Origin of the sequence: Senegalimassilia faecalis (assembly GCF_004135645.1) — a bacterium.
Classification (GTDB): domain Bacteria; phylum Actinomycetota; class Coriobacteriia; order Coriobacteriales; family Eggerthellaceae; genus Senegalimassilia; species Senegalimassilia faecalis.
Map to the genome: position 1 here is coordinate 1,386,743 of NZ_SDPW01000001.1, position 18,818 is coordinate 1,405,560.

20 protein-coding genes are annotated in these 18,818 nt (G+C 61.3%); 19 read left to right on the forward strand and 1 reads right to left on the reverse strand.

Going from position 1 to position 18,818, the window contains the following annotated elements; genetic code table 11:
• Positions 1 to 50 precede the first annotated feature (50 nt).
• The 16 genes from ruvX (at position 51) to dxs (ending at position 15,375) form a co-directional block, all read left to right on the forward strand.
• A complete protein-coding gene (ruvX, locus tag ET524_RS05790; protein ID WP_129424007.1) occupies positions 51 to 473 on the forward strand; it encodes a Holliday junction resolvase RuvX in 423 nt (140 codons plus the stop codon).
• 7 nt (positions 474 to 480) lie between these two features.
• Positions 481 to 1,632 carry an endolytic transglycosylase MltG gene (gene mltG / locus ET524_RS05795; protein ID WP_129424009.1) on the forward strand — a complete coding sequence of 384 codons (1,152 nt, stop codon included), beginning with the start codon at positions 481 to 483 and terminating at the stop codon, positions 1,630 to 1,632.
• A gap of 6 nt (positions 1,633 to 1,638) precedes the next feature.
• Entirely contained in the window at positions 1,639 to 2,223 is a 585-nt protein-coding gene (locus tag ET524_RS05800) for a YqeG family HAD IIIA-type phosphatase (RefSeq protein WP_129424011.1), read from the forward strand.
• A gap of 97 nt (positions 2,224 to 2,320) precedes the next feature.
• On the forward strand, positions 2,321 to 3,268 hold the full coding sequence (locus ET524_RS05805) for a shikimate dehydrogenase family protein (RefSeq protein WP_129424013.1): 948 nt from the start codon (positions 2,321 to 2,323) through the stop codon (positions 3,266 to 3,268).
• Positions 3,269 to 3,331: 63 nt separating this feature from the next.
• A complete protein-coding gene (gene aroC / locus ET524_RS05810; protein ID WP_129424015.1) occupies positions 3,332 to 4,507 on the forward strand; it encodes a chorismate synthase in 1,176 nt (391 codons plus the stop codon).
• Positions 4,508 to 4,527: 20 nt separating this feature from the next.
• Positions 4,528 to 5,199, forward strand: coding sequence for a shikimate kinase (locus ET524_RS05815; RefSeq protein WP_129424018.1), 672 nt, complete (start codon positions 4,528 to 4,530; stop codon positions 5,197 to 5,199).
• Positions 5,181 to 6,290: a 3-dehydroquinate synthase gene (aroB, locus tag ET524_RS05820; protein WP_129424020.1), complete on the forward strand. Its 1,110-nt coding sequence runs from the start codon at positions 5,181 to 5,183 to the stop codon at positions 6,288 to 6,290. Before ET524_RS05815 ends, aroB begins: the two co-directional genes overlap by 19 nt.
• 105 nt (positions 6,291 to 6,395) lie before the next feature.
• Entirely contained in the window at positions 6,396 to 6,908 is a 513-nt protein-coding gene (gene aroQ, locus ET524_RS05825) for a type II 3-dehydroquinate dehydratase (RefSeq protein ID WP_129424022.1), read from the forward strand.
• Entirely contained in the window at positions 6,898 to 8,052 is a 1,155-nt protein-coding gene (locus ET524_RS05830) for a M24 family metallopeptidase (RefSeq protein ID WP_129424025.1), read from the forward strand. The genes aroQ and ET524_RS05830 overlap by 11 nt, the downstream gene beginning before the upstream one ends.
• A gap of 54 nt (positions 8,053 to 8,106) precedes the next feature.
• Positions 8,107 to 8,667, forward strand: a complete 561-nt coding sequence (gene efp / locus ET524_RS05835; RefSeq protein WP_129424027.1) for an elongation factor P — start codon at positions 8,107 to 8,109, stop codon at positions 8,665 to 8,667.
• 416 nt (positions 8,668 to 9,083) lie between these two features.
• Positions 9,084 to 10,964 (forward strand): acetyl-CoA carboxylase biotin carboxyl carrier protein, encoded by a 1,881-nt coding sequence (gene accB / locus ET524_RS05840; RefSeq protein ID WP_129424029.1) that lies wholly within the window; start codon positions 9,084 to 9,086, stop codon positions 10,962 to 10,964.
• A gap of 1 nt (position 10,965) precedes the next feature.
• The gene (gene accC / locus ET524_RS05845) at positions 10,966 to 12,318 is read left to right on the forward strand and encodes an acetyl-CoA carboxylase biotin carboxylase subunit (RefSeq protein WP_129424032.1); all 1,353 of its coding nucleotides are present in this window, start codon (positions 10,966 to 10,968) and stop codon (positions 12,316 to 12,318) included.
• The gene (locus tag ET524_RS05850; RefSeq protein WP_129424034.1) at positions 12,315 to 12,668 is read left to right on the forward strand and encodes an Asp23/Gls24 family envelope stress response protein; all 354 of its coding nucleotides are present in this window, start codon (positions 12,315 to 12,317) and stop codon (positions 12,666 to 12,668) included. The genes accC and ET524_RS05850 overlap by 4 nt, the downstream gene beginning before the upstream one ends.
• A gap of 33 nt (positions 12,669 to 12,701) precedes the next feature.
• Positions 12,702 to 13,169, forward strand: a complete 468-nt coding sequence (nusB, locus tag ET524_RS05855) for a transcription antitermination factor NusB (protein ID WP_129424036.1) — start codon at positions 12,702 to 12,704, stop codon at positions 13,167 to 13,169.
• 12 nt (positions 13,170 to 13,181) lie between these two features.
• Entirely contained in the window at positions 13,182 to 13,475 is a 294-nt protein-coding gene (locus tag ET524_RS05860; RefSeq protein ID WP_129424038.1) for an exodeoxyribonuclease VII small subunit, read from the forward strand.
• Between the two features lie 10 nt (positions 13,476 to 13,485).
• Positions 13,486 to 15,375 carry a 1-deoxy-D-xylulose-5-phosphate synthase gene (gene dxs / locus ET524_RS05865; RefSeq protein ID WP_129424040.1) on the forward strand — a complete coding sequence of 630 codons (1,890 nt, stop codon included), beginning with the start codon at positions 13,486 to 13,488 and terminating at the stop codon, positions 15,373 to 15,375.
• A gap of 314 nt (positions 15,376 to 15,689) precedes the next feature.
• Here the strand turns inward: dxs and ET524_RS05870 are convergent, their stop codons facing one another.
• On the reverse strand, positions 15,690 to 16,196 hold the full coding sequence (locus tag ET524_RS05870; RefSeq protein WP_129424042.1) for a GNAT family N-acetyltransferase: 507 nt from the start codon (positions 16,194 to 16,196) through the stop codon (positions 15,690 to 15,692).
• A gap of 193 nt (positions 16,197 to 16,389) precedes the next feature.
• Here ET524_RS05870 and ET524_RS05875 point away from each other — a divergent pair, with 193 nt between their 5' ends.
• The 3 genes from ET524_RS05875 (at position 16,390) to ET524_RS05885 (ending at position 18,640) form a co-directional block, all read left to right on the forward strand.
• Positions 16,390 to 17,664: an ammonium transporter gene (locus tag ET524_RS05875; protein ID WP_129424044.1), complete on the forward strand. Its 1,275-nt coding sequence runs from the start codon at positions 16,390 to 16,392 to the stop codon at positions 17,662 to 17,664.
• Positions 17,665 to 17,695: 31 nt separating this feature from the next.
• The gene (locus ET524_RS05880; protein WP_129424046.1) at positions 17,696 to 18,034 is read left to right on the forward strand and encodes a P-II family nitrogen regulator; all 339 of its coding nucleotides are present in this window, start codon (positions 17,696 to 17,698) and stop codon (positions 18,032 to 18,034) included.
• Between the two features lie 180 nt (positions 18,035 to 18,214).
• Positions 18,215 to 18,640, forward strand: a complete 426-nt coding sequence (locus tag ET524_RS05885) for a Fur family transcriptional regulator (protein ID WP_129424048.1) — start codon at positions 18,215 to 18,217, stop codon at positions 18,638 to 18,640.
• Positions 18,641 to 18,818 lie beyond the last annotated feature (178 nt).

Sequence of the window (18,818 nt, forward strand, 5' to 3'; positions counted from 1 at the left end):
GCTGCGGGGCGTTTTCGTGTCTAAGGTTATCTGGTAAAGTAAGGATTACTATGAGAATTCTTGCATTGGATATCGGCCAAACGCGTATCGGCGTTGCCGTCAGCGACCCACGCGAGCGCGTTGCGTCTCCTGTATGCGTGCTTCCTACAAACGATGTGCTGGCAAATGCGAAAAGCTGGCGTCGCGTGTTGGAGGATTGGGAGCCGGAATTGCTGCTCTCCGGCCTTCCGTACACGCTTTCGGGCGAAGAAGGCTCGCAGGCGGCGCGTATCCGAGAGGTTGCCGGCAAAATCGGCAAGGCCGCAAGCCTCCCCGTTGAGTTCACCGATGAGCGTTTAAGCTCGCAGGAGGCCAAGCGCAGTTTGCGTGAAAGCGGCATGTCGGAACGCGATATGCGCGGCAAAATCGATATGATTGCAGCAAGCGTGTTCTTGCAAGCATGGCTTGACGCACGCAATTCCAGCGAAAGGTAAGTAATCTATGCCCCTTCGTAAGCAAGTGACGTATTCCCGTCGTCCGAACCACGCAGCCCGTTCTGCCCACGCACGCGGCGACCGCATGTTCCGCACGTACGATACCAGCTATATCCAGCCGAAACGCAGCAAAGTGCCCGCAATCGCGTTCACTGTGGTGCTGGTGCTGGTGGTGCTGGCCATCCTGTGGTTTGTCGGCTCTTCAGTGGCAAGCTGCATGTCGCCGAAGGCGGAACTTTTGGCCGATGGCGAACAGGCAACGGTTGTGGTCAGCGATGGCGAAGGGGCCAATGACATTGGCAAGGCGCTTGTCGACGCTAAGCTGGTGTCCACTTCGAAGGACTTCACCGACCGCGTAAACGCGTTAGGCGCCGCTGCGGATCTGAAGCCGGGCACGTATGTGTTCACTGGCGGTGCATCGGTCGACGACATCATCTCATCGCTGCAGGCGGGTCCTGTTACCGCAACGCTTACCATCCCCGAAGGTTATCGCCTTAGCGAAATCGCTTCGGCAGTGGAAACCGCTACGAACGGCAACGTGACCGCGGACGATTTCACGAACGTGGCTTCAAATGCAAGCGTGTATGCGGGCGACTTCAGCTTTCTGGAGTCGGCGGGCACGAACAGCCTTGAGGGCTTCCTGTTCCCGAAGACGTACGACATCTCCCCTGACGCTACGGCCGACAGCCTCATTCGCGCCATGCTTACGCAGTTCCAAACCGAAACGGCGGGCCTTGATTGGTCGTATCCGCAATCCCAGGGCCTGTCGCTGTACCAGGCAGTCAACCTTGCTTCTATCGTTGAAAAGGAATCCAGCGGCGACGAAGGCGTTCGCGCGCAGGTGGCCTCGGTGTTCTACAATCGCTTGACCACGCAAGGCGAGCCGAGCAACGGCCTTTTGCAGTCCGATGCCACCACGGCTTATGTTGTCGGTCACGATCCCACGCCTGAAGAGGTGCACGCCGATTCCCCGTACAGCACATACACGAACCCGGGTCTGCCGCCTACGCCCATCTGCTCGCCTTCCATCGAGTGCTTGCAGGCCGTGTGCGCACCGAACAAAGACGCGCTGGGCAAGTACTACTTCTTCTATTTCGAGGGCGACAACTACCAGTTCAGCGAAACGTACGACGAGCATCAGGCCACGTACTCCTCGTAGGTGACCATGTCGTATCTGCAGCCTGAACGGTATTTCTCGCGCATCTCTCACATCAACATCAAACGGGACCTGCTTGATTGTGGGTTCCGTTTCGTGTTGCTTGACATCGACAACACCATCCTTTCGCGCGCTACGCACGATGTGCCGCGCGACGTGGGACTTTGGCTTGCGCAGGCGCGCGATGCCGGCGTGCAATTCTGCTTGGTGTCGAACAACTGGCACGAAAACGTGCATCAGCTTGCCAACAGGCTGTCCATGCCTATCGTGGCGAAGGCCATGAAGCCCATACCTGCCGCCTTGTTCGTGGCCATGCGCAAGCTGGGTGCGAAACGCGCCGAAACGGTGATGGTGGGCGATCAGCTGTCCACCGATGTGCTTGCTGCGCATAACGCGGGCATTTCCGCGTATCTGCTGGCCCCGCTGGTTGAGCAAGACCTTAAGCATACGCGCTATGTTCGCATGGTCGAGCGCGCTATCTTGGGCGATGCGCTGCCCGAAGGCGGCGTGCCGCAACCAGCGCATGCCGAGCCCGGAAACGCTGCCTTGTGCGAATGCGCAAGCGGCATGGAAGCCGCCTCTCCAAAGCTCTAGCTCGCCGCTCAGGATTTAACGGTGCGAGAGCCGACGACATTGGTATGATGGAATCCCTGCAAATCTGCAGGCTCTTTTGCAATGAGGAAGGAATTCCATGACCGAGCAGAGCGAAGGCGAACGCCTCTATATTCTGGGGCACCCTGTTGCGCATTCGAAATCGCCGGTAATGTACAACGCCGTGTACGGTGCGTGCGGTCTTCCTTGGACGTACGATTTCGCCGATTATGCGGAGCTGGACGATGCCCGCACGTTTCTGGATGAACGTCAATTCCTGTCGATCAACATCACCACTCCGTATAAGCCTTTGGCCTTCAAAGCCGCAACTCGCAAAGATCCTAGCGCCGTGCTGGCGCAAGGGGCGAACGTGCTGGTGCGCGAAGACGACGGGCTTGCGGGCTACAACACCGATGGCGCGGGTTGCGTGCGTTTCCTGGAGTTGATGGGCGTGCGCTTCGAAGGCAAGCGCGTTGCCGTGTGCGGTACAGGCCCCACGGCGCTTTCCATCATGCACGCATGCGCCGTTGCCGGCGCCGACTCGCTCATGCTGCTGTCGCGCGACGACCAGCGTGCTCGACGCGTGCTTGAAAGCTATATCGATCGGTTTGGCCTGCTCATGAGCACGGCCGAGGGGGAGGTGCCCGGCAGTAATGGCAGGCGAAGCCTGCGCGAGGCGTACGAGGTCCCCACGTTCCGCTTTGGTTCCTACGGAAGCGCGGCCGATTTTATCGCGTCGGCCGATATCATCATCAACGCAACGCCGCTTGGCATGAAGCCCGGTGACCCGGCGCCGTTCGATACGAAGTTGTTGAGCGCGCGCCAGGTGGTCATGGACGCCGTTTACGCTGCAGGCCGCACGAAGCTGGTCGAGGACGCTTTGGCGGTTGGATGCCAGGCGTGCAACGGCGGCGGCATGCTGGTTGCCCAGGCTGTGGCAACGGCGCGCATCGTTTCCACAGCACAAAGCGTCGACCTGGCTATGAGCGATGCTGACATGTTCAACGCCATGGCGGATGCGGCGGGTTTCGACTGCCCCCGCGCGTAGCACAAACAACTCCGACGGCGCAACGGCATGCACCCGCCGCGCCCGATGCACGAAGGAATACACATGCGTTACTACACTGCAGGCGAAAGCCACGGACAAGGGCTTGTTGCCATCATCGAAGGCGTTCCCGCGGGCCTGAAGGTGTCCGAAGAGCAGATCAACATCGACCTTGCGCGCCGCCAATCGGGCTATGGTCGCGGCGGTCGCCAGAAGATCGAGCGTGACACGGTGCAGGTCATCTCCGGCATCCGTTTCGGCCGCACCATGGGCAGCCCCGTTGCCATGATCGTGAAGAATCGCGACTGGGAAAACTGGACCGACCGCATGGCCCCGTTCGGCGAAGCGCCGCTTGACCTGGTGCGCGAGGTGACGCCGCGTCCCGGCCATGCTGATTTGGTGGGCGCGCTCAAAACGAATACGGACGACTGCCGCAACATCCTTGAGCGTTCAAGCGCCCGCACCACGGCACCGCGCGTGGCGGCCGCAGGCATTGCGCGCGAGTTTCTGGCCGAGCTGGGCGTCGACATCTTCTCGTACGTCGTGTCCATCGGCAGCGTGTCCATGCGCGAGGAAAACCCGTACATGAACGCCGCGCAGTACACGCCGCTTGCCATCGAAACTAGCGAGGTGCGCTGTCCCGATGCCGAGGCAACCGAGGCCATGAAGCGCGAGATCGACCGCGCCATCAAAACGAAGGACAGCCTGGGCGGCACGTTCCGCGTGGTGGTGCGCGGCCTGCTTCCCGGCGTGGGCGATTACGCCGTGCCTACCGAGCGCCTCACGTCCACCATCGGCGGCGCGCTGTTCAGCATTCCTGCCATCAAGGGCGTGGAATTCGGCATGGGCTTCGAATGCGCCCGTCGCCCTGGCTCGCAGGTGCACGATCCCATCGAGCTTGATCGCGCGAACGCGAAGTTCACGCGCACGTCAAACAATGCCGGCGGCCTTGAGGGCGGCATGACCACGGGCATGCCGTTGGTGGTCACGGCGGCAATGAAGCCCATTCCCACGCTGATGCAGCCCCTGCAAACGGTGAACCTCGACACGCTTGAGGTAGCGCAGGCCTCCAAGGAGCGCAGCGACGTGTGCGCCGTGCCCGCTGCCGCGGTGGTTGCAGAAGGAGAAGTGGCGTTTGCCCTGGCAGATGCCTATATGCGCAAGTTCGGTTCCGACAACATGGCCGATATCAAGGCCGCCATCAAAGCGTACAAGCAGCGACTGAACACCATGTCGCGCTAGCAAGTTAGGAAGGAAGTCCCATGGAAACGAAGGACGCGGAAAACCAGACCATCACGCCGGAAACGAATCCGATTGCCTATACGCTTTCGGTCACCACGCCCGACGAGGTTGTCTCCGTTGTGAACAGTCCCGAGCTCAAACCGGCAAGCCGCCCGGTGTACGAGCTTACGCGCAACGTGTTCTTCGTCGGCTTCATGGTTGCGGGTAAAACGTCTACGTCGCGCCGCTTGGCGCGCCAGTGCGGCTTGGCCACCATTGACCTTGACGCCTACATCGAGCGTCGCGAACGCCGCTCCATCAACCAGATCTTCGCCACGGAAGGCGAAGATGCGTTCCGTGCTATGGAAACCGAGGCGCTGGCCGAGTTTGCGCACAAAGGCCCCATGCTGGTGTCGTGCGGCGGCGGCATCGTGCTACGCGAAGAAAACCGCGAAATCCTGAAGCAGAACGGCTTCGTAGTGTACCTGCAGGTCACGGCCGAGCAGGCCGTTGAGCGCGTCAGCGATGTTTCCACGCGTCCGCTGTTCAAAGACCTGGAAACGGCGCGCAAGACCATCGCGGGGCGCTTGCCCATGTACGAAGACGTTGCCAGCGTGTCCATCGATACGGTGGGCAAGTCCATCAACGTTGTTGCGCAGGAAATCCAGGACATCCTTGAGAAGGAGGGCGTGCTGTGCCTGCGACAAAAGTAGTGGTGAACATCCCCGGCGAGGTTGCGTACAACGTGCGCATCGGCGCGGGCGTGCTGGCCTCGCTGGGGCAGTCCATGCGCAACGTGCCGTCGCTTGCCGGCGCCGAGCAGGTGCTTGTCATCACGGACACCAACGTTGGCCCGCTGTACCTTTCGCGAGCGAAAGCATCGCTTGCCGAGGCGGGCTACCATGTGTCCGATATCTGCGTTCCCGCAGGTGAAGAGGCGAAATCCATCGCGGTGATCGGCGAGGTTTGGGAGGCCATGGCCGCGTTGGCGCTTGAACGCGACTGCGTGGTGGTAGCGCTTGGCGGCGGCTGCGTCGGCGACCTGGCGGGTTTTGCCGCGGCCACGTACATGCGCGGCGTGCAGGTGGTGCAGGTGCCCACTACGTTGCTATCCATGGTGGACTCAAGCGTCGGCGGCAAAACGGGCGTGAACCTGACGGCGGGCAAGAACCTTGTCGGCGCGTTCAAACAGCCCGCATTCGTGTGCGCCGACACCGACGTGCTGGCAACGTTACCGTCGCGCGAATGGGCGTGCGGTTGCGGCGAGGTGGCGAAGTCGGCGCTCATCGACGGCGACGAGTTCTTCTTCTGGCTTTCCGACCAGGCGCAGGCCATGGCAGCGCGCCAAGCCGACGTGGTTGCCGAGGCCATCGCGCGCTGCGTGGTGTTCAAGGCCGACGTGGTGGCGCAGGACAAAACGGAAAGCCGCGGTGTGCGCGAATGCCTGAACTATGGGCACACGTTGGCACACGCCATCGAGAAGCTGTCGGGCTACGGCACGTATTCCCATGGCCACGCCGTGGCGGATGGCATGCGCTTCGCGGCGCTTTTGGGCGAGAGCCTGGTAGGCACACCGGCCGAGCTTGCCGAAGCGCAGGCGCAGCTGCTTGATGCGTTGAACTTGCCGGCGCTTGACTGGAAGGCCACGCCGGAAAACGTGCTGGAAACCATGAAGCGCGACAAGAAGGCTCGCCACGGGCAGGTGCGCTTCATGCTGCTTGAGGACGTGGGCGCGTGGAAGCTCGTCGACGTGGACGATGCCACCATTTTGCGCCATCTGCAAACCTACTTCGCGGGCAAATAGCCTGCGCAACGCAAACGATGCGGGCCGGGCGCATCGCTCGGCCTTTGCATTTCCCGCAAGCGGCGCCAAGCGCGGCATGCCGCCGCGGGGTGAAAGGAGCGTTTCGTGAAGAAAATCCTGCTGATGAACGGCCCGAATCTCAACATGCTGGGCATTCGCGAGCCTGGCGTGTACGGCAACAACACGCTGGCTGAGCTTGAGCGCCAGGTAATCGAGTACGGCGCGGCGCACGATTGCGAGGTGGAGTGCTTTCAGTCCAACCATGAAGGCGACCTGGTGGAGAAGATTCACGCCACGCACGGCGCGTGCGACGGCATCATCTACAATCCCGGTGCACACACGCACTACTCTTACGCGTTGCGCGATGCGCTTGGCAGCGTCAGCACGCCGTGCGTGGAAGTGCACATCTCCGATGTTGATGCACGCGAGCCGTTTCGCCGCATCTCGGTGATTGCCCCGGCGTGCGTGGCGCAGGTGAAAGGGCGCGGCTTTGCGGGCTATTGCGATGCGCTCGACATCTTGCTGGAAGGCGTGACCGAGCGCTTGGGCGAAGGGTATGAAAACCGCTATAAAAGCGGGCAAGTGATTATGGCAGGTCGTGATTATCATGACGAATAGTATGAAAGCCCAGGCCGCAGGACGTTTGGCGCGTTTGCGCGAAGCGGCGGCACAAGCTGGCATCCGTACGTTTTTGGTGCGTGACACCGCAAGCATCGAATGGCTGACGGCGTTCGATAACGTGTTCGACGACGAGCAGGCGCATGCGCTGTTGGTCACGCCGCATGATGCGGTGCTGCACACCGATTCGCGCTATGCGGGCGCCGCGCGCAAGGTAGCTGCCGGCGAAGGTGTTATCGCCATTGACGACGCGCGCATGGGCCACGGCGCCTGGGTGGCCGATGTGTTCGCGGCGCGCCATGCGAACGCAGCGGGTGGCGTAGCGCCCGCCGACATCGTGCTGGGCATCGAGGACAGCATGACGCTTGCGGGTTTCCGAGCGCTCGAGCGCGCGCTCGCCGAGGCGCCGGCTGCCCCCCAGCTGCGCGAAACCACCGATTTCGTGCGGGCTTTGCGCGCGGTGAAGGAGCCGGCTGAGGTGGCGCGCATGAAGGCGGCGCAGGCCATCACCGACGCGGCGTTCAGCTACATCATCACGTTCATGAAGCCGGGCATGACCGAACGCGAAGTGCAGGTTGAGCTAGAGGATTGGATGCTTCGCCACGGCGCGTCGGGCCTGGCGTTTTCGTCTATCGTGGCCACGGGCGCAAACGGCGCAAGTCCGCACGCCATTCCCGGTGAAACGAAGCTTGAGGCGGGACAATGCGTGGTCATGGACTTCGGCGCGCGGGCGCACGGCTATTGCTCCGACATGACGCGCACGGTGTTCATCGGGCAGCCGGACGCGAAGATGCGCAGCGCATACGATACCATGCGCCAGGCAAACGAGCGGGTTGAAGCAGCGCTTCGCCCCGGCGTTACCGGTGCGGACATGCACCAGCTGGCCGAAGACGTGCTGGCGGCGGGCGGTTTTGCCGGCAAGATGGGCCACGGGCTTGGGCACGGCGTGGGCATCGACATACACGAGGAGCCGGTGTTGTCGCCGCGCAACACCGCGCTGCTTGCGCCGGGCAACGTGGTCACAGTGGAACCGGGCATCTACCTTGAAGGCGAATTAGGCATGCGCTTGGAAGATTTCGGCGTGGTCACCGAAGAAGGGTTCGACGTGTTCACGCAATCTACGCATGAGATGGTTATACTGTAAAGGTTGAACTAAAGGGGCGGCTCCGGTCGTCTGAACGTTTGAAAGGAACTACCAGTGGCAATCTCTACCGCCGACTTCAAGAACGGCATGTGCATCATCAACAACAACAAGATGTGCACCATCGTCGAATTCCAGCACGTCAAGCCTGGTAAGGGCGGCGCATTCGTGCGCACGAAGCTTCGCGACATCAAAACCGGCCGCGTTGTCGACTACACGTTCAACGCCGGCACGAAGTTCGACACCGTGCGTCTGGAAACCCGCAAGATGCAGTACCTGTACAACGACGGTTCCGACTACTACTTCATGGACCCGAACACGTACGACCAGATGAGCATCCCCACCGAAACCGTGGGCGACACGGCGAAGTGGCTGAAGGAAAACGACGAGGCCAGCCTGTTGTACGCCGGCGACGAGCTTATCAGCATCGAGCCGCAGATGTTCGTCGAGCTTGAGTGCACGCACACCGAGCCGGGCTTCAAGGGCGATACCGCCACGAACACCACGAAGCCGGCCACGTTCGAGACCGGCGTTGAGCTGCAGGTCCCCACGTTCGTCGAAATCGGCGACGTGCTGCAGATCGACACCCGCGACGGCCGCGTCATCAAGCGCGTTTAATAGTTTCGGCGGCCTGCCGGCCGGCGAATTGACTCGACGCTGCGGGCCGCTCTGGCACCCGACCTTCACCTTCAACTGCGCGAGCATGGCCCAAAAGGCCTATGCTCGCTTGTTTCAGGCGAATTCCGGGCACCAGAGCGGCCCTCGCTGACTTTGGTGGTGTTCCGGAGTTTCAATATGCGCCCTTTGGGCGCATTTGTTGTATATGGGGTCTCTCGCGGCTGCGCACTTGAATCGTTACGTGCGTGAAGGGTTGGCTGGGGCGGTTCGCGCTTCTGGGCGCCGCCGGGGTGCGGTTTCTGTTTCTTGCCCGTGAATTCGCTGTATGCGGCCGGCAACGCTGCCGCCTTCTTCTATAATCCTGGTTTCGATCTATACGGTCATATACCACTTGATAACGAAGGGGGTGCGAGTTCATGCCAAGGCTTCAGATCATGGATACCACCATCCGTGACGGCCAGCAGAGCCTGTGGGCGACGCGCATGAGCATCGGCGACATGCTGCCGATCCTGCCAAAGATGGACCGCGTCGGATACTGGGCAATCGAGGCATGGGGCGGCGCAACGTTCGACTCATGCATGCGTTTCTTGGATGAGAATCCCTGGGACCGCCTGCGCTCCATCAACGCGGCAACGCCGAACACGCCGTTGTCCATGCTCACGCGCGGCCAGAACCTGGTTGGCTATAAGCATTATTCTCGCGAGATTGTGAATCGCTTCATCAAGGCGTCGAAGCGCAACGGCGTGCACGTGTTCCGCGTGTTCGACGCGCTGAACGACATCCGCAACGTCGTGGACACCGCCGAGGCGGTCAACGAGTGCGGCGGCCATTTCGAGGGTGCAATCTCTTACACTATTTCCCCTGTTCATACGCTTGACAGCTATCTGGAGTACGCGCAACAGCTCAAGGAGCTGGGCGCCGACTCCATCTGCGTGAAGGACATGGCCGGCCTTATGACGCCGTACCGCGCCGAGCGCATCGTCAAGGCGCTGAATGCCGAAATCGGCCTGCCGGTGCATCTGCACTGCCACTATGTTGGCGGCATGGCTCCGGCAAACTACATCAAGGCTGCCGAGGCGGGCGTGTCCATCGTCGACACCGCGTCCGCGCCGCTGGCCTTCGGCAACTCCCAGCCCGCCGTCGAGATGCTGGTGGCGGCGCTGCAGGAAAGCCGCTACGACACGGGGCTTGACCTCAACCTGCTGTTCGAAATCGCCGAATACTGGGAGGAAGTGCGCAAGCGCAGCCACTACAAGCGCGGCGTGTCCTCGCTTATCCATATGCAGGTGTACTCGCACCAGGTGCCCGGCGGCATGATGTCGAACCTCATGAGCCAGCTTGAGGTGCAGAACGCCTCCGACCGCCTGCCCGAGGTCATGAAGGAAATCCCGCGCGTACGCGCCGAGGTCGGCTATCCGCCGCTTGTTACGCCCATGTCGCAGATTGTCGGCACGCAGGCTGTGTTCAACGTGCTTACCGGCAAGCGCTGGGGCGTTGTATCCAAGGAAATGAAGGACTACATCTGCGGCTACTACGGCAAGGCGCCGGGCCGCATCGATTCTGAGATCATGAAGAAAGTCGCGGGCAATTCGCAGGTGCTGCCCGACGACGTTGCGCCGTCAAGCCTGGTCACCACCACTTACGACGAGGTTGCCGAGGAAATCGGCGATTTGGCGCAAAGCGAAGAGGACGTGCTCATGTACGCGCTGTTCCCGAACGAGGCGCGCACGTTCTTGAGCAAGCACCGTGCATCTGAGAGAGTCGACTTCCTTATGCAGGAAGAGTCGAGCAATACCAAGGAGGACGATTACGTGGATATCAACCAGATTCGCGAGCTGGTTCGCGTTGCCGAGGAAAGCGGCGTCGGCGAAATCGTAGTTGAGGAAGAGGGCACGCGCATTGCCGTGCGCATGCCGGGTGCAGCTCCTGCAGCCGCTCCGGCCGTTGCTGCGGCTCCTGCCGTTGCCGCTGCTGCCGCACCTGCAGCTGCTCCGGCGGCACCTGCTGCTGCCGAGCCCGAGCGTCCTGCCAACTGGTATGCCGTGAAGGCCCCCATGGTCGGCACGTTCTACGCGGCTCCTGCTCCGGGCGAGCCGGCGTTCGTGAAGGTGGGCGACGAGGTTGCCGCCAACCAGACGCTGTGCATCGTCGAGGCCATGAAGCTTATGAACGAGATCACGGCCGAGGAAATGGGCACCGTGCGCGAGATTTGCGTGAAGGATGCCGATCCGGTCGAGTTCGGTACCGTGCTGTTCTACATCGAGCCCCACTCCACCACGCCCATCTCGGAGCAGTAGTATGTTCAAGAAAGTACTCATTGCCAATCGCGGCGAAGTGGCCCTGCGCGTCATGCGCGCCTGCAAAGAGCTGGGCGTGAAAACCGTTGCGGTCTACTCCACGGAGGACGAGAACACCTATCCCGTGCAGTACGCGGATGAGAAGGTGTGCATCGGCCCTGCTCAGGCGGCGAAAAGCTACCTGGTTATGTCCAACATCATCGAGGCGGCCCGCATCACCGGCGCCGAGGCTATTCACCCCGGCTACGGCTTTCTGGCCGAAAACGCCGACTTTGCCCGCGCGTGCGTCGACAACGACATCGTGTTCATCGGCCCGTCGGCCGAGTGCATCGAGCGCATGGGCGACAAGTCCTCTGCGCGTGAAACCATGAAGGCGTGCGGCGTTCCCACCGTGCCCGGCTCCGATGGCTGCATCGACACCGTCGAGGAAGCACGTCAGTTCGCCGAGCGCGTGGGCTACCCCGTGCTCATCAAGGCAACGGCCGGCGGCGGCGGCAAGGGCATGCGCGAGGTTCACGACCCCGTTGAGCTTGAGTCGCACTACAAGGCTGCCCGCGCTGAGGCCGGCGCGGCATTCGGCAACGACGAGGTGTACCTGGAGAAGCTCGTGCTGCGTCCGCGCCACGTCGAGGTGCAGGTGCTTGCCGACGACTTCGGCAACAACGTTGCCCTGTGCGAGCGCGACTGCTCTGTGCAGCGTCGCCACCAGAAGCTTATCGAGGAAGCCCCCTCGCCGGCGCTGACCGATGAGCTGCGCCGCGCCATGGGCGTTGCCGCCATCAAGGCTGTCCGCGCGGTCGATTACCGCAACGCGGGCACCATCGAGTTTCTGCTTGATACCACGGGCAAGTTCTACTTCATGGAAATGAACACGCGCGTGCAGGTGGAGCATCCGGTGTCCGAGCAGATCACGGGCACGGATATCATCAAAGAGCAGCTGCGCATCGCCTCCGGTGAGCCTATGAGCTGCGCTTCCCGCGCTCCGTTCACGCCGTTTGGCCACGCCATGGAGTTCCGCATCAACGCCGAGGACCCCGAGCACGGCTTCCGTCCGTGCCCTGGCACCATCACGCGCTTCGAGCCTCCCGCGGGCCCGGGCGTGCGCGTTGAGGCATACGTGCACTCGGGTTCGAAAATCAGCCCGTACTACGACTCCATGGTTGCTAAGCTTATCGTGTCCGGTCAGGACCGCGAGGAATGCCTGGCGCGCGGTCGCCGTGCTTTGGATGAGTTCGTCATCGAGGGCATTCAAACTACGCTGCCGTTCCATCGTCGCGTGCTGGACAACGAAGTGTTCTGCGCAGGTGAGGCCACTACCGACTTCATCGAAACCCAGATGGGAGATGTGCTATGAGCGATTTGAACGTTGATGGTATGGCGCTTGCGCCGGGTGTCGTCGAAACCATCGTTTCCATTGCCGTTGCCGAAGTCGACGGCGTTGCAAGCGTTGGCGGCGCTTCCGCTGCGAACCGCGGCATCCGCGCTGCGCTTGGCAGCAAGCCCGCTACGGCAGGCATTCAGGTGGCGCCGGGCGAAGATGACGCGCTGCAGATTTCCGTGCGCATAGACGTATACTATGGGCACGTGCTGCCCGACGTGGCGGCGGCGGTGCGCCAGTCCGTGGTCGATGCCGTGGCAAGCCAGGTTGGCGCAACGGTTGAATCGGTTGACGTGTACATCGACGGCATCCAGTTCAACAAGTAAGAGAAAAGAAGAGGCACAGGGGATTTATCACATATGGCAATGAAACGACACGAGCGCACGACGGCCCGCCGCGTGGCGCTGCAGGTTCTGTACACCGCTGAAATCAAGGGCATAACCGCAGCCGAGGTGGTTGCGGAAGGCACGTTTCCCTCCGAAGAGGGAACGCTGACCGACTATGCGCTCGATTTGGTGCGCGGCGTCGAGAACAACCGCATCGCCATTGACGGCAACCTGAAGGCTGCTGCCGAGAACTGGTCGCTGGGGCGCATGCCCATCGTGGACCGCTCCATCCTGCGCATTGCCACGTACGAGATCCTGTTCGTGGAAGACGTTCCCACCAGCGTCGCCATCAACGAGGCCGTTGAGCTGGCGAAGGACTTCGGCGGCGAAGACGAGTCCCCGCGTTTCGTGAACGGCGTTTTGGGCCGCATTGCCAAAGACGTCGACGCTGAGGCTTCTGCGCCGCGCGGCGACGACCCGGCGCAGCCGCTCGTGCTGTAAGCGGGTGCGTTCGTGGCGTACGAGTCTTACGAGTCGTTCGAATCGGTCAAAAGGCGCCTGGCTGAGATCGTCGATGCGGTAAGCAACGACGATCTTCCGCTTGACCAGGCGCTCTCGCTGTACGAGGAAGCCGTTGGCCTGGGGCTGCGCGCAAGCGATTTGCTGGAGCAGGGCATCGACGAGCGTCGTTGCGAGCAGGCGTTGGCCGAAGAGGACGGCGGGCAGGAGGGCTCGGCGCAGCCCGCAGACGCGGCGGGGCAGGCACCGGCCGCTGCAACCGATGCCGAAAACCCTGATCAGGAATGAAAGGCGTTGCATGAGCGATAATCGCATTCTGGACATAATTTCATCACCTGCTGACTTAAAGCTCCTCTCCAACGAGGAGCTCTCCATACTTGCAAGCGAAATTCGCCAAGAGATCGTTTCCGTCACGTCGAAAACGGGCGGTCATGTGGCTTCGTCGCTTGGCGCTGTGGAGATCATCCTTGCGCTGCACAGCCTGCTTGATTGCCCGAAGGACAAGATTGTGTTCGACGTGGGGCATCAGGCGTATGCGCATAAACTGGTTACGGGCCGACTGAAGGATTTCCCCACGCTGCGCACGTACGGCGGCATGTCGGGTTTTCCGAAACCGTCCGAAAGCCCGTACGACGTGCATTATTCCGGCCACGCTTCCGATTCGCTTTCCGTGGCCCTTGGCTTGGCCGAGGCTCGCGATCTTTCGGGCGCAGACAACAAGGTTGTTGCCCTTATCGGCGACGCGGCGCTTTCGGGTGGCATGGCGTTTGAAGCCCTGAACAACATCGGCCAGGCGCAAACGCCCATGGTCATCATCTTGAACGACAACGAGATGTCCATCTCGCACAACGTTGGTGCGCTTATGAAGCACCTTGGGTACATGCGCGCTTCGTCGCAGTACCGCCAGGCGCGCGACACTATGCAGGAGCATCTGGAAAGCTCGGGCCCGGTGGGCAAGGCGCTGACCAGCTTCGGCCGCAACATGAAGGAATCGATGAAGCAGTTCGTCATTCCGCATTCCATGATTTTCGAGCAGCTGGGCATTGTGTGCACGGCGCCGGTTGACGGCCACAACATCGCTCAGCTGCGTGAGACGCTGCGCGCGGTGCTGGCGGCAAATGGGCCGGTGCTCATGCATGTGGTCACGCGCAAGGGCGAAGGCTACATGCCTGCCGTGCGCAACCCCGAGAAGTTCCACGGCATCGGGCCGTACAACATTGCCACGGGCGAGGTTATCAAGTCCGACAAGCCCTCGGCGCCGAAGTACACGAACGTGTTCGGCTCCGCGCTGGTGAAAGAAGCGGAAACGAATCAGGATATCGTGGCCATCACGGCAGCCATGAAGGGCGGCACGGGGCTTGATGCGTTCGCCGAGAAGTTCCCGAAGCGCTTCGTGGACACGGGCATTTCCGAAGAGCACGCCGTGGGGTTTGCCGGTGGTTTGGCCGCGGGCGGCAAGAAACCCGTTGTTGCGCTGTACTCCACGTTCATGCAGCGCGCCATCGACCAGACGATCATCAACGTGGCGCTGCCGAAGCTTGACGTGGTGTTCGCCATCGATCGCGCCGGCATCGTGGGTGCCGACGGCCCCACGCACCATGGCGTGTTCGACCTGGTGTACGCTCGCATGGTGCCGAACATGCGCGTGCTGGCCCCCTCGAACGAGGCTGAGCTGGTGCATAGCTTGCATACGGCGCTTGCCATGGGCGGCCCGTTCGCCATTCGCTACCCGCGCGGGGAAGCGGAGGGCGTGCCGTTGCCGGAAGTGCCGGAGGTGCTGCCGGAAGGCAAGGCCCGCATGGTGCGCGAAGGTGACGACGTTGCTCTTTTGGCGTTTGGCCGCATGGTTGGCTACGCTTGCAAGGCCGCAGAGGCGCTGGAACAGCAGGGCATCAGCGTGCGCGTGGTGGACATGCGCTGGGTGAAGCCGCTTGATGCGGACGCCATTCGCGAAGCGGCGGGCACGAAGCTGGTGGTTACCGTCGAGGAAGGCGTTATTGCCGGCGGCGCTGGGGAGGGCGTGCTGGGCGAGATGGCTCGCATGGGCCTGCATACGCCCGCTCTGAACCTGGGCATTTCCGATGCGTTCGTCACGCAAGGCGGCGTTGGCCAGCTGCTGCACGAGCAAGGCCTTGACGCCGAAGGCATTGCCGCCAGCGTAAAGGACCGCTACCAGCAGTTGAACTAGCAGCTTATAGCGGCTAAGCAAAATAGGCGCCGAACAGTAGGAATATAAGAAGGCAAGGCCGGACAAGCCTTGCCTTCTTTGCGTTTGGCGCATGATGCGCCGTGCTCACGTAGAGTCTTTCGTCATGCTTTGTCGAAGGTCCTGCCCGGTATCTCGAGCGTAATCATACTCGCGCGTCAAGGTGAGCAGGGCAATCGCAAGGCCATTGCGTTCTTGAGGCCGACTTCTTGCGCGGCGGTTCTCCAAACAAAATCACCCGGCAGCTCGCACGAACTGCCGGGTGATTTCCTGCGAGGCGTGCTCAAGAAGCTCCTTTACGCTTCCTTCTCCATCACGTAGTCGTCCATGACAAAGCCGTTGCCGATGTCGGTTTCCACGGACTCGATGGTGACGAAACCCTTGCCCAAATAGCAGCGCACACCCAGCTCGTTGTGTTTGTTCACCGTCAGGTACATGGCGTGCAAATCGCGCAAGCGGCACAGCTCCACGTAGAACTCGATGATCTTCGAAGCGTAGTGCTTGCCGCGCTCTTCGGCCAGCAGGTAGATCTTCGAGATGAAGTAGCGGCTGGTTTCCGGCTCCTCATGGCCACCGGTGTAGCCCACGGTTTTGCCGTCTTCGTCGACGACAAACCAGTATTCGTAGGCGTTTTCGGCCATGTCGCGCTTGATGGCTTCAAGGCTTTGGAACTGCTCCACCATGTAATCGGTTTGCGCAGCCCCGATAAGCGCGGGCCAGTATTCGTGCCAAATCTCACCGGCCAGCTTTGCCAGCGCTTCTTGGTCCTCAGCGGTTTCAACGGGTACGAAACGCACGTCCATGAGCAATCCCCTCGACATCGATTTGGTCTGTTTCCACATTGTAACACCGGCGTCTCGGGCGCGTTACAAAGCGTTTCCCAGCGCGTTAACAATGCATTTGCGAGAAAAAGACCAGGTCAAACAGTGGCACCATGAACCTTGTCAAATGCGGGTGCCCCAATGGCGGGCACCAAGGAAAGAAGGAGGTATCACGATGTTTGACACAGGTTCAACGGCGTTCATGCTTGTGTGCGCCATGCTCGTCCTGTTGATGACGCCCGGACTTGCGTTCTTCTACGGCGGCTTGTCGCGCCGCAAGAACGTGGTGAACACGATGATCATGGTGTTCGCGGCCATCGGCATCGTAGCGATTACGTGGACGGTATGCGGTTGGTCGCTCGCGTACGGCGGAGACGGTTCGATCCCCTTTTTCGGGGGCTTTGATCAACTTGGCTTCCTGAACGGCGCCAGCGATATGCTTGCCGAGGCGGAAGCAGTTCCCGAAGATGCGGTTTACCCGTCCATCATCGACTTCGTGTTCCAGATGGCGTTCTGCATGATCACCACCGCCATCATCACCGGCTCGCTTGCCGGCCGTATGAAGTTCGGCGCTGTGTGCGCGTTCGTAGCCATTTGGACCATCGTGGTGTATCCGCCGCTGGCTCACATGGTGTGGGGCGGCGACGGCAGCCTGATCGGCGACACCATCGGCGCGCTTGACTTCGCCGGCGGCGATGTCGTGCACATCTCCTCTGGCTTGACGGGCCTGATTCTGTGCCTGATTCTGGGTAAGCGCAAGGGCTTCGGCATGATGAGCTACCGTCCGCATAACGTTCCGTTTGTGGCTTTGGGCGCAGCGCTTCTGTGGTTCGGCTGGTTCGGCTTCAATGCTGGCTCTCAGTTCGCTGCCGACGGCGTTGCCGGCCTGGCGCTTATCAACACCGTGGTGGCATCGGGCGCGGCGCTGGTTTCCTGGATGATCGTGGAGCGCGCGAAGGTGGGCAAGCCCACGCTGGTCGGCGCTGCAACGGGCCTGGTGGCTGGCCTGGTTGTCATCACGCCGGCAGCTGGCTTCGTCGAGCCTTGGGCGGCGCTGGTCATGGGCCTGATCGTTTCTCCCATCTGCTACTTCGCCATCTCGTTCTGCAAGGCGAAGATCGGCTACGACGATGCGCTCGATGCGTTCGGGTGCCATGCAGTCGGCGGCGTTGTGGGCGGCATCTGCACCGGCATCTTCTGCGTGCCTGAGCTGTCCTGGACCGACTTCGGCGGCCTTCTGTACACGGGCGACGTCAGCCTGCTTGGCAGCCAGATCGCCGGCATCGCCATCACCATCGTGTTCGTGGGCGTGCTTGACCTGGTGATCGCGTTCATTGTGAAGGCGCTGTTCAAGGGCAACCTGCGCGTCAGCGAGGAAGAGGAAGCGCAAGGCCTTGACATCGCGGCCCATGGCGAGTCCGCATACCCGGCCTACATCGGCTTGGATTAAGCTGGCAGCGAGCGTTTGAAAGGAGCAAGCAATGAAGAAAATCACCGCCATCGTGCGTCCCGAAAAGCTCGAGCCGCTCAAAGATGCGCTGTTCGCAGCGAAAGTTTCCGGCATGACCATCTCGCAGGTGCAAGGCTGCGGCAGTCAGCACGGCTGGAAGGAATACTACCGCGGCACCGAGGTGCTGCTGAACATGGTGCCGAAGGTGAAGTTCGAGATCATCTGCGATGACGCCCAGGTTGACGCGCTCATCGACGTGATTGCGAACACGGCGCGCACCGGCAACGTCGGCGACGGCAAGGTCTTCGTCTTCCCGGTCGACGAGGTGGTGCGCATCCGCACCGGCGAGCGCGGAGACGCCGCGGTATAACGCCACAACGAAATATTCGCAGCTAGAAAGAGGCCTGCTTTTCGAAAGGGAAGCAGGCCTCTTGCCGTTTCGGGGGTTCTTGGGCTTGCGGGCGTCGCGTTCGCGCATCGACGTCATCATAGTTTGTCCATCTTAATGAGATATACTACTAATAGTAATCAGAATAGATAGGAGGACGGCATGGCACAGGCGAGCGCAGCGGCTTGCGAAACGGTTGGCACGCGCAACACCAAGCAGCGGGCACTTGTGCTTGATGCGGTTCGCTCGCTGCACAACCATCCTACATCGGCGGAAATCTACGAAGTGGTGCATCAGCAGAACCCGAACGTGTCTCGCGCTACGGTGTATCGCAACCTTGGCGTGTTGTCCGACCGCGGGGAAGTGCTGCGCATTCCCGTTCCGAATGCCGCGGATCGCTACGATTTTCGTTGCGACAACCATTTTCACGCGAAGTGCGAACGGTGCGGCGGCGTGTTCGACATTGAAACGGAGGGCGTAGATCCCTTCGCGCGCATCACCAAGGACTATGGGTTCCAGGTAACCGGCTTCGACCTGGCCTTTTCCGGCATTTGTTCCCAGTGTGCAAACGGTGAAGCTGATTGCTAGCGCTTGATGCGCCGTTGGCGTTCCGCGAAGAAATCGTGCATCGCAAAATCACGGGGGCAGCGCGGTCTTCGCATGGTATACTCAGTTGGCTTATGGGAAGGTCCCTTAAGCATTGGTAATGTAGGCCCCCGAGACATGTTTGTTGCACTGCTAAAAGGGAATACCCCCTGCAAGCGAA

Excerpts from the sequence above, each read along its gene's own strand:
- ruvX (WP_129424007.1), top strand. The coding sequence starts at position 51 with ATGAGAATTCTTGCATTGGATATCGGCCAAACGCGTATCGGCGTTGCC.
- mltG (WP_129424009.1), top strand. The coding sequence starts at position 481 with ATGCCCCTTCGTAAGCAAGTGACGTATTCCCGTCGTCCGAACCACGCA.
- ET524_RS05800 (WP_129424011.1), top strand. The coding sequence starts at position 1,639 with ATGTCGTATCTGCAGCCTGAACGGTATTTCTCGCGCATCTCTCACATC.
- ET524_RS05805 (WP_129424013.1), top strand. The coding sequence starts at position 2,321 with ATGACCGAGCAGAGCGAAGGCGAACGCCTCTATATTCTGGGGCACCCT.
- aroC (WP_129424015.1), top strand. The coding sequence starts at position 3,332 with ATGCGTTACTACACTGCAGGCGAAAGCCACGGACAAGGGCTTGTTGCC.
- ET524_RS05815 (WP_129424018.1), top strand. The coding sequence starts at position 4,528 with ATGGAAACGAAGGACGCGGAAAACCAGACCATCACGCCGGAAACGAAT.
- ET524_RS05830 (WP_129424025.1), top strand. The coding sequence starts at position 6,898 with ATGACGAATAGTATGAAAGCCCAGGCCGCAGGACGTTTGGCGCGTTTG.
- accB (WP_129424029.1), top strand. The coding sequence starts at position 9,084 with ATGCCAAGGCTTCAGATCATGGATACCACCATCCGTGACGGCCAGCAG.
- accC (WP_129424032.1), top strand. The coding sequence starts at position 10,966 with ATGTTCAAGAAAGTACTCATTGCCAATCGCGGCGAAGTGGCCCTGCGC.
- ET524_RS05850 (WP_129424034.1), top strand. The coding sequence starts at position 12,315 with ATGAGCGATTTGAACGTTGATGGTATGGCGCTTGCGCCGGGTGTCGTC.
- nusB (WP_129424036.1), top strand. The coding sequence starts at position 12,702 with ATGGCAATGAAACGACACGAGCGCACGACGGCCCGCCGCGTGGCGCTG.
- dxs (WP_129424040.1), top strand. The coding sequence starts at position 13,486 with ATGAGCGATAATCGCATTCTGGACATAATTTCATCACCTGCTGACTTA.
- ET524_RS05870 (WP_129424042.1), bottom strand. The coding sequence starts at position 16,196 with ATGGACGTGCGTTTCGTACCCGTTGAAACCGCTGAGGACCAAGAAGCG.
- ET524_RS05875 (WP_129424044.1), top strand. The coding sequence starts at position 16,390 with ATGTTTGACACAGGTTCAACGGCGTTCATGCTTGTGTGCGCCATGCTC.
- ET524_RS05880 (WP_129424046.1), top strand. The coding sequence starts at position 17,696 with ATGAAGAAAATCACCGCCATCGTGCGTCCCGAAAAGCTCGAGCCGCTC.
- ET524_RS05885 (WP_129424048.1), top strand. The coding sequence starts at position 18,215 with ATGGCACAGGCGAGCGCAGCGGCTTGCGAAACGGTTGGCACGCGCAAC.